Origin of the sequence: Curtanaerobium respiraculi, from assembly GCF_024609215.1 — a bacterium.
GTDB lineage: Bacteria > Actinomycetota > Coriobacteriia > Coriobacteriales > Eggerthellaceae > Curtanaerobium > Curtanaerobium respiraculi.
The window spans coordinates 1-12,602 of sequence record NZ_JANIPD030000023.1; the positions used below are offsets into that span (position 1 = coordinate 1).

Genomic DNA, 12,602 nt, shown 5'->3' on the forward strand with positions numbered 1-12,602 from the left:
CGGCCTTCGAGCCGCAGAAGAAGGAGGGGCCTGCGCAATGGGGCGACGGGCTGGTCTGGTCGGAGCTCCACCACTCGGCCAAGTGGCGCACCGATTGGGATTAGCCATCAACACGTTTTGGCCTATAGCCCGAAAGTTACGGTAACCTCGCGATTGCGACCAATGTAGATATTCAGATGACTATTCGAATCAATGCTATATACGTAATGCAATAGTGATACAATGCATATACAATTAAAGCAATTTTGGGAGGTGTATTCAATTGCCAAAGTCGGCGACTATAAACATGCGCGTGGATCCTGCCGTTAAGTCTGATGCCGAGTCCATTTTCGCTAGCCTTGGAATGACGCTTACGGAGGCGATCAACGTCTTCCTGCACAAGTCTGTTATGGAGGGCGGTCTACCCTTCGAGGTGCGTCAGCCCCGCTATAACGCCACAACTGAGACCGCTATGCGCGAGGCACGCGACATCATGGCAGGCAAGATCGAGGTGCCGGTTTACGACTCTGCGGCGGAGCTCTTTTCGGCTCTCGATGCCGAGGCGAAGTAGATGGCTCTAAGGCTTGCGACCACTGCGCAGTTCAAGAAGGACTACAGGAGAATAAAAAAGCGCGGATTCGACACATCGGAGCTTCAGGCGGTCATCGATGACCTTTGTGCGCAGAAAACGCTGTCTGAGGAGAAGCGCGACCATGCGCTCGCGGGCAGCTATTCTGGCTTCCGCGAGTGCCATATTCGTCCTGATTGGCTCATTGTCTACGCAGTCGATGGGGAGAAGCTCATATTGACTGCATCTCGTACCGGTACGCACTCGGATCTCTTCATGAGGTAGCTCTCGTCGGAGACAGTGAAGCGTCGGCATGCGTGCGAAGCAAGCCGACGAACATGCAATCAAGCTGATTAGATATACAATGAGTTTTTAGCACAGTTAAACGCGCTTATACGCAGCTGCTGACACGGAAGAGGCCACAAGTTTCCCACGGGACGAGATTCGCGTCGCAAATCTCGTAACGCCCACCATAATGTCGCAACTCGTAAAATCAGTTCTCGGGCTGCTTTGCCCCCCGTTGACAATCTTTTCAAAATATGGAGCGCACCTCCCTCGGAGACGAGGGGAAACGCCCCTAGACAAGCTCTTATCTGCGTCGATGCGAGCAATCAGTTCCATTTTCCATGACGGGGTTATTTTCAGGGCGAAGTTAACCGTTTGGAAAGAATTGCGTGCGAACATAGTCTGCGAAAATGGTACTCGATTGCAGGAGGCTGGTCGCATGGACACTGCGCTTACCGCGTTCACACTGCTGAGCGCCGCCATGGTTCTCGTCATGACCCCGGGCATAGCCCTCTTCTACGGGGGGTTGAGCAGGAAGAAGAACGTCGGCAACACCATAGCCATGGTGCTGCTGTCGTTGGGGGTGGCGGGAGTCGTATGGGTCGCGTTCGGGTATTCTATTGCCTTCGACGGGTCCGACGGCGACCAAGGCGGTCTTGCCCGGCAGTTCGTTGGCGGCCTTTCACAGCTCATGCTCTCCGGGACCGATATGCTTGCGCAGGGAAGCATCGAAGACGGGCTCCCCGATATGGCGTTCTCGGTCTTCCAAGGAGCGTTCTGCATGATCACGGTGGGCATCATCGTTGGATCGGTATCCGGGCGCATCAAGTTCGGAGCGTTCGCTGCCTTCATAGCTGCATGGGTAGCGCTCGTGTACGGCCCGCTTGCGCATATGGTGTGGGGCGGCGGGCTCATAGGCGAGACCATAGGCGCCCTCGACTTCGCGGGAGGAGACGTGGTTCACATCTCGTCGGGAACAGCAGGCCTCGTGCTCGCTCTCCTCGCGGGAAAGAGGCGGGGTTACGGTAACGCCTCGTACCGCGCCCACAGCACCCCGCTCGTCGCCATCGGCGCGGCTTTTCTCTGGTTCGGCTGGATGGGCTTCAACGGCGGTTCGGCCTTCTCTCTCGACGACGGGGTTGCCGCGCTTGCTATTTCCAATACGGTAGCGGCGTCATGCGCAGGCCTTTTGAGTTGGATGGTCTGCGACAAGGTGGTGACGGGGCATGTCACGCTTGTCGGTGCGTGCACGGGACTCGTCGCGGGACTTGTGGCCATCACGCCAGCGGCAGGGTTCGTTACCGCGGGACCGGCTATGCTCATGGGAGCGGCGGTCTGCCCGGTGTGTTACTTCGCCATAGCGAAGCTGAAGCTGCGCCTTGGTTACGACGACGCACTTGATGCGTTCGGGCTGCATGGTGTGGGCGGCGTGTTCGGCGGGGTTATGACCGGTCTCTTCTGCGTTCCCGAGCTTTCCTGGACAGGGGAGGGCGGCCTGCTCTACACGGGCGATCCGAGCCTGCTGCTCGCTCAGTGCCTGGGTATACTGGTGACCGTAGCATTCGTCATCGTCGCGACGTTGGCTATCGGCCTGGCCGTGCGCGCATGCTTCGGAGGCAGCCTGCGTGTGGATGGGCACGACGAGGGGCGCGGGCTCGACGTAACGGTGCACGGCGAGGACGCATATCCCGCATTTGACGGAATGGATTAGGAACAGAGGTGTGGGAATGAAGAAGGTGCAGGCGATCATAAGGCCGGATTTCCTCGAGGACCTCGAGGAAAGGATCTCGGAATCGGATATCGGCGGCATGACGGTGAGCGCGGTGCATGGTTGCGGCAAGCAAAACGGCTGGAAGGAATACTACCGCGGAACGGAGATCGCGATGAACATGCAGCCGAAGCTCTGCTGCGAGTTCGTCGTTGAGGACAGCCTGGTCGAAGAGGCAATAGCGCTTATCGTGGAGGTTTGCCGCACGGGCGAGGTGGGGGACGGGAAAATCTTCGTCACCCCTGTTGAGCAGGTCGTGCGCATCCGCACCGGGGAGCGGGATTCGGCTGCGCTGTAGCGCTGGGGGATCCGCCCATGACAGCGACCTCCCATCCGGTGCGCGTCGCGGGTAGGTGGGAAAGCCGTACGATATAGGAGCGACGGCTGAAGCCGGCAGGCAAGGGATCTATTCCCCTCAGTTCGGTTCGACCAGGCGTCGCTCGCATCCCTCGTGGTGGGCGATCGCCGCTCGGACGAATTCGCGGAAGAGCGGTGCCGGGCGGGTTGGACGGCTTTTGAACTCCGGGTGCGCCTGGGTGGCGACGAACCATGGGTGCGCGCTTTCCGGCAGCTCGACCATCTCCACCAGGCTTCCGTCGGGGGAGGCCCCGGATATCGTCAACCCGGCCTCCGCCAAGGCGGCGCGGTATCCGTTGTTCACCTCGTAGCGGTGACGGTGGCGCTCCAGCACCGAATCCTCGCCGTACGCCTCCCGGGCCAGGGTTCCGCAAGCGATCTTGCAGGGATATGCCCCCAGGCGCATCGAGGCGCCCTTGCCGGAAACGCCGACCTGCTCGGGCATCAGGTCAATGACGGGATTCGCCGCATCGGGCTCGAATTCCGACGAGGTGGCGCCGTCGATCCCCGCAACGCTCCGCGCGAACTCGCACACCGCGACCTGCAGCCCCAAGCAAATACCCAAGTAGGGGGTTTTCCGCAGGCGTGCGAGCTTCGCCGCGAGGATCTTGCCTTCGATGCCGCGCAATCCGAAGCCGCCCGGCACCAGAATGCCGTCGGCGCCCCCGAGCGCCTCCTCGGCGATGCCCTCGTCGAGGTTCTCGCCGTCGACCAGCTCGATATCCACGTGACGGCCGAAGAACACCCCCGCATGGTGGATGGCCTCGATCACGGAAAGGTACGCGTCGGGCAGCTGCGTGTACTTTCCGACGACCTTGATGCGGGTCGCGTCGCAACGCTCGTCGGCGCGGTGCATGGAGGCTGTGAACGAATCCCAGGCGCTCATGTCGCTTTCGCGCAGGGGAAGCCCGAGCCTCTCGAGCACCTTCGCGTCGAGGTCCTGCGCTGCGAGGTGCGCCGGCACGTCGTATATCGAGGGGCAGTCGGCGTTCTCGAAGACGCAGCTGGGATCCACATCGCAGAACATGGCGATTTTCGCGCGGACCCCCTCGTCGATCGAGCGGTCGCCGCGGCAGACGATGAAGTCGGGCTGGATGCCCATGGACCGCAGCTCCTTCACGGAATGCTGCGTGGGCTTGGTCTTCAGCTCGTGGGCGGCGGCGATGTAGGGGACCAGGCTCACGTGGATCACTACCGTGTCGGCCCGATCCCTCTCCTTCCGGAACTGGCGCATGGCCTCCACGAAGGGCTGGCCCTCGATGTCGCCGATCGTGCCGCCCAGCTCGGTTATCACCACGTCTGCGCCCGATTGCTCCTCGATGCCCGCGAAACGCTCCTTGATGGCGTTCGTGACGTGGGGGATGACCTGGACCGTGCCGCCGAGGAAGTCGCCGCGCCGCTCGCGCGCGATGAGGTCCCGGTAGATCGCGCCCGTGGTGAAGTTGGAATTCCGTGAAAGGTTCTCGTCGATGAAGCGCTCGTAATGGCCCAGGTCCAGGTCGGACTCGTAGCCGTCCTCGGTCACGAACACCTCGCCGTGCTGGAAGGGGCTCATCGTCCCCGGATCCACGTTCAGGTACGGATCCGCCTTCTGCATGGTCACCTTGTAGCCGCGGGCCTTCAGGAGGCGCCCCAGCGATGCAGCCGTGATGCCCTTGCCCAACGATGAGACGACGCCGCCGGTGACGAAGATGTGCTTTGCCATGTGAACCTCCCGCAAGTTGCTCGCTCTTACGGGATTCCATTATATCGCCCCGCGGTTTCGTGCTCGTTACAATATCGCTCGAATCCGCATCCCGTCGTTCGGTCCGGACGGCGGGTTCCCCGTCGGCCTCCGGACGGATCTGCGCTCCATGGTACAATCCCTAACTTGTACGGGGAGATGTCTGCAAGGGGGATATGATTTGAACATCACTACACTCAAACGGGGGAGCGTTGCATTCGCCCTCGCCCTCGGCCTCATGCTTTGCTGTTCCGTCATCGCGGGTTGCAGCGGCCCTTCCGGCTCGGACGCTAAAGCCTATGTCCCCAAAGACATCCCGCTCGAGAACACCGTCGTTGAGACCGACGCAACGGCCCAGTTCGGCTCGCTCCGCATTCCCATCTCGTCGTCATGGCGGCATGAGGAAGCCGACAAGATGAAGGCGGATGCGGTCGAGCACTACCTGGTCGACGAGGATAAGGCGGTGCGCATCACGCTCACGCGCGTTCTGATCGACAACGCGCCGTCGCATGACGAGTACGACAACTACGAGGCCATGGCGAAAACCATGCAGGACCTTTTCAGCACCCAAAACATCCAGGTTTCCCTGGAGGAATCGTCCGTCGCGGGACATGTGGCCGTCAAATGCCTGTTCGAGGGGGAGGGATACGAAAACATCATCTCCGAGAACCATCAGTACGTCTTCATGAACAGCGAGGGCCTCTATCAGATCACGTTCGGCAAATCCGCCGGCTCCGGCTACGATTTGAGCGTTTTGGAGAACGCGGTGATCCCCGCCATCGCCGAAGGATCGGCGCTCTAACGACGGATCGGGCATCGTCAGGGGGCCGCGCTGTAGCCCGGTGCGGGGCGTGGCGCGTTCGGGGCGGCGGGCACCTCGGCGCTTTCGTCAGCGCCTTTTCCGCTTTTCGCTCTTCCACTTCGGGCAAATGAGGGCACCATGGCCCCGTTTAGGATAAAATAGCCTGCGTCTGCCGAAATCGGCATACGATTCTGCCGTGCGGGGAAAGCAGCTCGTCCTGCGCCCCCTCGCGTTTTAGCAACGCATCCCAGAAAGGCCCGAAGGTGTCTACCGAATCGAATAAGTTCAACCTCACCACCTGGATCCTCCTGTCGCTCGCCCTCGGCGTCGCCGCAGGGCTCGTCTGCAACGCCATGCTCCCGCGCGAGACCATGGCATACGACATCCTTATCGAAGGCGTCTGCTACGTCTTCGGGCAATGGTTCGTGCGCATCATGCAGATGATGGTCATCCCCCTGGTGTTCTGCTCCATCGTCTGCGGCGCCGCCTCGATGAGCGATCCCAAGATGTTGGGCAAGGTCGGCATCGGCACCATCGCGATGTACCTGGTCACCACCGCGCTCGCCGTCGTCATCGCCATATTCTTGGCCCAGCTGTGCCAACCGGGCGTCGGGCTCGACATGAGCAAGGTCGTCTCCCAAGCGCCCTCGGCGACTACCACCGACCAGACCATGCGCGACATGCTCGTGAACATCGTTCCGAAGAACATTTTCGCAAGCATGGCGTCGGGCGATATGCTGCCCATCATCTTCTTCGCATTGGTGCTGGGTTTCCTCCTGGGGCACTTGGGCAAGAAGGTCGGCACGGTCAACCGCTTCTTCGCGCAGTTCAACGCCATCATGATGAAGATGATAGGCTACTTCCTGCGCATCGCCCCCATCGGCATCTTCTGCCTCATCGCTCGCACGTTCTGCAACCTCGGCATCGAGGGCATCCTGCCCATGCTGAAGTTCATCGGCACCGTGTACCTAGGACTCGCGGTGCAGCTGCTGGTGGTGTACATGCTCATCCTCGTCATCGGCGCGCGCTTGAACCCCCTGCGCTTCCTGCACAAGTTCTGGCCCGTCATGGTGTTCGCCTTCTCCACGAGCTCGTCGAACGCCACGATCCCCCTGAACATGGAAACGTTGAGTAAGAAGATCGGCGTGGACGAGCGCGTCACCAGCTTCACGATTCCGCTGGGCGCCACCATCAACATGGACGGCACGGCTATCATGCAGGGCGCCGCCGTCGTGTTCATCGCGCAGGCGTTCGGCATCGACCTTTCCACGACTGCCCTGCTCACGGTCATCGTCACGGCCGTCACCGCCTCCATCGGCACCGCGGGCGTACCGGGCGTGGGCACCATCATGCTGGCGATGGTCTTCAACTCCATCGGGCTGCCCGCCGAGGGCGTTGCCATGATCATGGGCATCGATCGCATCCTCGACATGGGGCGCACCGCCATCAACATCACGGGCGACGCCGTCGTCACCACGGTGATGGGCAGCGCCGTGGGCATGCTCGACAAGAGCGTGTTCCATAACGCCGATTTCAGCGCGGTGAGCGTCGACGATCTCGACGAGCCCCTCGATCCCGTCGTGTACGACGATTACGCGGCGGAGGGGGACCCCGATGAGGTTCTGGAGCAGGGCGAGCCCGACCGCTTCGCCGACATCGACGAGCCCGTCGTTGCAAAGCGTCACTGACCTGCAACTTTGAATCCGCCTCTCACCTGATATGATGCGCGGCGACACAATTTGATCCGAAAGGAACGTTATGGATAGCGTGAAGGATATACCCGGATTGACGCTTTACAAGGCCGCCTGGTGCCCCTATTGCCACGAGGTGCTGTCGTTCATGGAGCAGGCGGGCATCCAAATCCCCGTGGTCGACATCGATGTCGACCATTCCGCCATCGACACCATCTACGCCGCAGCCGGAACCGACCAGGTTCCCTGCCTGATGATCGACGGCGAGCCGATGCTCGAGTCCGTCGACATCATCAAATACCTGGGGCAGCTGTTCGGCAAGGCGGATGAGGCCCGGGCCTACATCGACGGGCAGGATATCGGCAGCGGCGGGTGCTCCGGAGGCGTCTGCTCGCTGTAGCCGCATTCCGATCGCAGCGCGGTTTCCGTCCTCCGTTCCGTATGGCCATGAAACGCTTCCGCGCGGCGGGAAGCATGCATCGATTTGCCGTGTACGAGGTCGAGGCAAATGCGGCATAGGGCAGCCATCGGATCGCGCGGTGGTTTGCGCGCTTTGATCCCCACGAGGGCAACCATAGCGGCGATGCCCGGCCCCACCGCGATGCAACCGAGTGCCGAGACGGGGAGGAGACCCCCGGTTTTGAAATCGCCGGGGGCCTCCTCGGCCGAGACGCGTTGCATTGGAAAGAGCGGAGGGGGCGCTTACTTCAAGCTCGCCGAAGCGTTGATCGCGGCGATCGTGCCATCGGAAACGGCAGTCGATGCCTGCCGCACCTGCTTGGCGCGGATATCGCCCGCCGCGTACACGCCCGCGATGGTGGTTTCCATCTTCTCGTTCACCGGGATGAAGCCGTCCTGCAGCCCCAGTGCTTCGAGACCCTGGGTGTTGGGCACCGTCCCCGCGTAGATGAATATGCCGCACCCGGGATCGGCGATCGTCTCCTCGTCGCCGGTGTGCTCGTCGCGCAGCACGAGGCTTTCGACCTCATCCGCTCCGTCGACGGCGGCAAGGCGCGCATGCAGGCGGTATTCCACGTTGCCGAGTTGCGCCAGGCGGTCCTTGAATTCCGCGATGCAGCCGATCTGATCCTCCCAATGGATGATCGTGAGCTTCTTGGCGAAATCTGCCAGGTACAGCGCCTCTTTGATGGCGCCGTCAGCGCCACCGACCACATAGATGTTCTTGCCGCGGTAACGTTCCGCATCGCGCGGTGCGTTGAGGTCGACGCCGTGGCCGGCCAGACGGTCTTCGTTGGGAACGTGCAGCTTGCGCGGCGCGCAACCTGCGGCGATGATGAGGCGTTTCCCCTCGTATGCGCCGGTATCGGCGATGACGCGTTTGATATCGCCCTCCATATCGACCGACTCAACCGTTCCGAATACGGTTTCGATGGTGGGGTAGCGGGTGAGCTGGTCGGACAGCTTTTCGGCGAAGGAGGCGCCGGTCTCATCGCCGTCGACCGAGGCGTAGTGCGTCACGGAGGAGACGTTGCCCACCAATCCGCCTACTTTGGATTTCTCGATCAGAAGGACCGTGCGCCCACGGCTTGCCGCGTATACGGCCGCGCTGACGCCCGCGGGACCCGCTCCGATGATGAGGATGTCGTACATTCGTTGCTCCCTTCGGTAAAGTGCATCATGCGTGAAAAGGGTAGGGGGACGCCGTGATGTTGTCAAAGGAAAAAGGGGAAACCTGCGCGGGAGTGCTATGTTACGTTCATGCCGAGCTGGAACATACATATCCACCATGCCGAAGCGGTGCTCCGCGATCCGTCTTTGGGCGGGGAAGTGCGCGATCCGGATGCGTTCCTTTTGGGGAACTGCCTGCCCGATCTGTACGTCGGATACATGGTGCCCAACTGCTCGCACCTCATCCCGTACCGCATAACGCATTTCACCGAGCCGGGACCCCTCCCCGAGCCCCATTACTGGGAGTTCTGGAATGAATACGCATTGCCTCCGATCGCCGAGCGGCGAAAAGCCGATGACTTGGTGCTGGGTGCATGGGCGCACCTCGCGGCCGACTTCGCCTACAACCATGCTTTCAACGAGTTCCTCGCACGGCGCGGAATGAAGCCGAGCGACGAGATCCGGATAAAGAAGCAGAACGATTACGATGCGTACGGCAAGCGCCTGGGCATCTCGTCCATTCCACAGGTTTCGCCGATGGTGCTGAGGGAATGCGCGGCGTTCCCCCAGTATCGGATCGACGAGCCCGATGTCCGCGCGATGGCGGACGTGATGGGCGGGATCGTAGAGGCGGCCGGTTCGATCGGGCCCGCGAGCGACCACGTGTACGCGTTTCTGACCGAAGAGCTTCTCGAGCAGTCGAGGGAAGCAGCCGAAGCGCTGATCGCACGCGGCCTTTTCGCTTTCTTCAACGGCGACATGGAGTCCCCGGGCGCACGCCCGCAAGGGTAAACCTGCGCCTACCGACGTGCCTGATAGGGAGTTGGGCGCCCCGATCGAAAACATGCTGGCACGGCCCCTCGAACGCACATCCGGCTTTTCTTCCTCGCGCGTTCCGGCGAAGAGACTCGCAAACATGATGCGGTAGCGAGCTCGTCGAGCGCAACGGCAAGTATGGCAGGTTCCTGGGTTGCAGCAACTATCCCGAATGCAGGTTCACGTGCTATTTGCGGTAAGAATGCCATCGCATCGCATTCGGCCGCTTACTTTCGCACCGTCTGCATCGAACGATGCTTTCCGCGAGATTAAGACATCGTCTTGCTACGAGTTGTATAATAAGTCGGAACAAGGAGGTGCCCCATGGGGACTTTTCATAAGGCTTACTGGGCGAGCGAGGGTGCGGGACGCAGCCGCCGCGAGCGGCGGAGCGGCGAGTACGAGTACTACGTCCCAACGCCGCTTGCCGATTTAAGCGCGGCGCTGGAGGCGGACGTCGTGGGCGATGTCGCGAGGGCCGAGCGCGCCATCGCCGAGCTGAACGCCGGCGTGGCGGCGCTGCACAGCTCGGATGGCCTCGCTCGGCTGCTGCTGCGCGCCGAGGCCGTGTCATCGTCCCATATCGAAGGGTTGACCATCGGGACCCGCAGGCTGTTGCGCGCGGAGGCGAACCTCGGCGGAGGAGAGTTCAGGGGGGATGCTGCCGCGGCCGAGGTCGTGGGCAACATCCACGCGATGCAGGACGCGCTCGATACGGCGCTCGGCGGCGGCCCTGTGACCGTGGACACCATCCTGGGGATCCACCGCACGCTGCTCGCCGACACGCGCATAGCCGACCTCGGCGGCGTCGTGCGCGACCGACAGAACTGGGTGGGCGGAAACTCCTACAACCCCCTGGAGGCCGACTATGTCCCGCCCGCGCCCGAGTCCGTCGGGGATCTGCTGGAGGACGTGGCGGCCTACTGCAACGACGAGCTGCCCTCACCTGTGCTGCAGGCGGCTCTCGTCCACGCGCAGTTCGAGACGATCCACCCGTTTATGGACGGCAATGGCAGGACCGGGCGCGCGTTGATCCACCTGGTCCTGAGAAAGCGGGGGCTGGCTCCGAACCTGGTGCCGCCGATATCGCTGGTGCTGGCGACGCATGCGAAGTCCTATGTCGACGGCCTCGCGGGCTTCCGCGGCGTCGACGGAGGGGGAGATGCCGCCGCGGAAGGCGTCAACGAGTGGGTTTCGTTTTTCGCGGGCTCGTGCGCTGAGGCGTGCGAAGAGGCGGCTAAGTTCGAGGAAGCGGCCGCGCACTTGCAGGATTCTTGGCGCGAGCGGCTGGGCTCGGTGAGGGCGAACTCGGCGCTGGATGTGCTTTTGCCCGAGCTGGTTGGCATGCCGCTCTTCACGGTGAAGTCTGCCGCAGCGGCCACCGGGAGGTCGGTGAGCTCCATGAACGTCGCCGTGCAGCGCTGTCTGGATGCGGGCATCGCCAAGGCCGCCAAGAAGCAGAAGCGCAACCGGGCATTCGAGGTCCCCGAGGTAATCGACGAGTTCAACCTCTTCGAACGCAGGCTGGCAAGCCCCGTCGGCGACACCCGCGCCGCCAGACCCGTCCGGCCCGTTCCGGAGAACCTGGCGAAGAAGAAAGGCTAACGGCGGCATCGATGTAATCCGCATACCGAGATACGCGCAAAGATCTGCACAGACGGGAAAGGGCTTGCTATCGCATCGCATTTCTGCATGACGGATTGAGGCAAGTGAGATAATAAAGACCGAAAACGACCACGGAACCCTCGATCTCCAATCCGCATCAGGCGAATCCCTGATTGCAAGATAGGCAAAAGAAATGGCATGCGTTGGGGTACAATCAATCCGATGGATCAATACCATTGCTGAAAGTTCAGGAGGATTGACATGGCAGTAAAAGTTGCAATCAACGGGTTCGGCCGCATCGGCCGCCTCGCATTCCGCCAGATGTTCGACGCCGACGGATACGAAGTGGTCGCCATCAACGACCTCACCAAACCCGAGATGCTCGCCTATCTGTTGAAATACGACACCATGCACGGCCGCTACGACAAAACCGTGGAATCCACCGACGACAAGATGATCGTCGACGGCAAGGAGATCCCCATCTTCGCGGAACCCGATGCCGGCAAGCTCCCCTGGGGCGAGCTGAACGTCGATGTCGTCCTCGAATGCACGGGCTTCTACACCAAGAAGGATAAGGCGATGGCGCACATCGACGCCGGCGCCCGCAAGGTCGTCATCTCCGCCCCCGCGGGCAAGGACCTGCCGACGGTCGTCTTCAACGTGAACCACGGCATCCTAAAGCCCACCGACCAGATCATCTCCGCCGCGTCCTGCACCACCAACTGCCTGGCGCCTATGGCCAAGGCCCTCAACGACTTCGCGCCCATCCAGGCCGGCATCATGCAGACCATCCACGCCTACACGGGCGACCAGATGCTGGTCGACGGCCCGCAGCGCAAGGGCAACCTGCGCCGCAGCCGCACCGCCGCCCTGAACATCGTTCCCACCAGCTCCGGCGCAGCCAAGGCCATCGGCCTGGTCGTTCCCGAGCTCGACGGCAAGCTGATCGGCGCCGCCCAGCGCGTTCCCACGGCCACCGGCTCCACCACGATACTGATCGCCACGGTCAAGGGTGCCGTCACCGCCGAAGAGGTGAACGCCGCCATGAAGGCCGCCGAGACCGAGTCCTTCGAGTACAACACCGACCAGATCGTGTCCTCGGACATCGTCGACAGCACCGCCGGATCCATCTTCGACGCAACCCAGACGAGCTGCGTGCCCATGGACGACGGCAACACGCTGGTGCAAGTCGTCGCCTGGTACGACAACGAGGCATCCTACACATACCAGATGGTCCGCACCATCAAGTACTTCTCGGAACTCGCGTAACGCGATACGCATTCCCTAGCGGTATGGAAGCCCGGCTCCCCAAGGAGTCGGGCTTTTTTCCGTTGGCGGGAAGAGCGCATCCGTTCGCCCCAGATATAGGATTTCTTAAT

The 12,602-nt window shown here is 61.9% G+C and carries 12 protein-coding genes and 1 pseudogene; 11 read left to right on the forward strand and 2 right to left on the reverse strand.

Annotation, left to right across the window (positions count from 1 at the left end):
* The first annotated feature begins 286 nt into the window (after positions 1-286).
* The 4 genes from NOV21_RS06475 (at position 287) to NOV21_RS06490 (ending at position 2,898) form a co-directional block, all read left to right on the forward strand.
* Complete coding sequence (locus NOV21_RS06475) at positions 287-550, forward strand: type II toxin-antitoxin system RelB/DinJ family antitoxin (protein ID WP_283170504.1); 264 nt, start codon at positions 287-289, stop codon at positions 548-550.
* On the forward strand, positions 551-832 hold the full coding sequence (locus NOV21_RS06480) for a type II toxin-antitoxin system YafQ family toxin (protein ID WP_283170497.1): 282 nt from the start codon (positions 551-553) through the stop codon (positions 830-832). It abuts the gene before it with no gap.
* Positions 833-1,271: 439 nt separating this feature from the next.
* Entirely contained in the window at positions 1,272-2,543 is a 1,272-nt protein-coding gene (locus NOV21_RS06485) for an ammonium transporter (RefSeq protein WP_283170496.1), read from the forward strand.
* Positions 2,544-2,559: 16 nt separating this feature from the next.
* Complete coding sequence (locus NOV21_RS06490; protein WP_283170503.1) at positions 2,560-2,898, forward strand: P-II family nitrogen regulator; 339 nt, start codon at positions 2,560-2,562, stop codon at positions 2,896-2,898.
* 117 nt (positions 2,899-3,015) lie between these two features.
* Here NOV21_RS06490 and pyrG read toward each other — a convergent pair whose 3' ends face one another.
* The gene (pyrG, locus tag NOV21_RS06495; RefSeq protein ID WP_283170495.1) at positions 3,016-4,662 is read right to left on the reverse strand and encodes a CTP synthase; all 1,647 of its coding nucleotides are present in this window, start codon (positions 4,660-4,662) and stop codon (positions 3,016-3,018) included.
* Between the two features lie 199 nt (positions 4,663-4,861).
* On the opposite strand from pyrG, the gene NOV21_RS06500 reads away from it, so the two are divergent.
* The 3 genes from NOV21_RS06500 (at position 4,862) to NOV21_RS06510 (ending at position 7,573) form a co-directional block, all read left to right on the forward strand.
* A complete protein-coding gene (locus NOV21_RS06500; RefSeq protein WP_283170494.1) occupies positions 4,862-5,482 on the forward strand; it encodes a hypothetical protein in 621 nt (206 codons plus the stop codon).
* A 263-nt stretch (positions 5,483-5,745) separates the two neighbouring features.
* The gene (locus tag NOV21_RS06505) at positions 5,746-7,170 is read left to right on the forward strand and encodes a dicarboxylate/amino acid:cation symporter (RefSeq protein WP_283170493.1); all 1,425 of its coding nucleotides are present in this window, start codon (positions 5,746-5,748) and stop codon (positions 7,168-7,170) included.
* 70 nt (positions 7,171-7,240) lie between these two features.
* Positions 7,241-7,573 (forward strand): glutaredoxin family protein, encoded by a 333-nt coding sequence (locus NOV21_RS06510; RefSeq protein ID WP_283170492.1) that lies wholly within the window; start codon positions 7,241-7,243, stop codon positions 7,571-7,573.
* Positions 7,574-7,875: 302 nt separating this feature from the next.
* Here the strand turns inward: NOV21_RS06510 and NOV21_RS06515 are convergent, their stop codons facing one another.
* Positions 7,876-8,784: an NAD(P)/FAD-dependent oxidoreductase gene (locus tag NOV21_RS06515; RefSeq protein WP_283170491.1), complete on the reverse strand. Its 909-nt coding sequence runs from the start codon at positions 8,782-8,784 to the stop codon at positions 7,876-7,878.
* A gap of 108 nt (positions 8,785-8,892) precedes the next feature.
* On the opposite strand from NOV21_RS06515, the gene NOV21_RS06520 reads away from it, so the two are divergent.
* From NOV21_RS06520 to gap, 4 genes and pseudogenes are all read left to right on the forward strand, one after another.
* Positions 8,893-9,594, forward strand: coding sequence for a zinc dependent phospholipase C family protein (locus NOV21_RS06520; RefSeq protein WP_283170490.1), 702 nt, complete (start codon positions 8,893-8,895; stop codon positions 9,592-9,594).
* Between the two features lie 140 nt (positions 9,595-9,734).
* Positions 9,735-9,818 (forward strand): annotated as a pseudogene (locus tag NOV21_RS11370) (topoisomerase DNA-binding C4 zinc finger domain-containing protein); the annotation flags it as partial.
* A 124-nt stretch (positions 9,819-9,942) separates the two neighbouring features.
* Complete coding sequence (locus tag NOV21_RS06525) at positions 9,943-11,223, forward strand: Fic family protein (protein WP_283170489.1); 1,281 nt, start codon at positions 9,943-9,945, stop codon at positions 11,221-11,223.
* Positions 11,224-11,484: 261 nt separating this feature from the next.
* Positions 11,485-12,492, forward strand: coding sequence for a type I glyceraldehyde-3-phosphate dehydrogenase (gene gap, locus NOV21_RS06530; protein WP_283170488.1), 1,008 nt, complete (start codon positions 11,485-11,487; stop codon positions 12,490-12,492).
* Positions 12,493-12,602 lie beyond the last annotated feature (110 nt).

Bases quoted from the DNA above. Each gene is read 5' to 3' on its own strand.
- NOV21_RS06475 (WP_283170504.1), top strand. From the start codon at position 287: ATGCGCGTGGATCCTGCCGTTAAGTCTGATGCCGAGTCCATTTTCGCT.
- NOV21_RS06480 (WP_283170497.1), top strand. From the start codon at position 551: ATGGCTCTAAGGCTTGCGACCACTGCGCAGTTCAAGAAGGACTACAGG.
- NOV21_RS06485 (WP_283170496.1), top strand. From the start codon at position 1,272: ATGGACACTGCGCTTACCGCGTTCACACTGCTGAGCGCCGCCATGGTT.
- NOV21_RS06490 (WP_283170503.1), top strand. From the start codon at position 2,560: ATGAAGAAGGTGCAGGCGATCATAAGGCCGGATTTCCTCGAGGACCTC.
- pyrG (WP_283170495.1), bottom strand. From the start codon at position 4,662: ATGGCAAAGCACATCTTCGTCACCGGCGGCGTCGTCTCATCGTTGGGC.
- NOV21_RS06510 (WP_283170492.1), top strand. From the start codon at position 7,241: ATGGATAGCGTGAAGGATATACCCGGATTGACGCTTTACAAGGCCGCC.
- NOV21_RS06515 (WP_283170491.1), bottom strand. From the start codon at position 8,784: ATGTACGACATCCTCATCATCGGAGCGGGTCCCGCGGGCGTCAGCGCG.
- NOV21_RS06520 (WP_283170490.1), top strand. From the start codon at position 8,893: ATGCCGAGCTGGAACATACATATCCACCATGCCGAAGCGGTGCTCCGC.
- NOV21_RS06525 (WP_283170489.1), top strand. From the start codon at position 9,943: ATGGGGACTTTTCATAAGGCTTACTGGGCGAGCGAGGGTGCGGGACGC.
- gap (WP_283170488.1), top strand. From the start codon at position 11,485: ATGGCAGTAAAAGTTGCAATCAACGGGTTCGGCCGCATCGGCCGCCTC.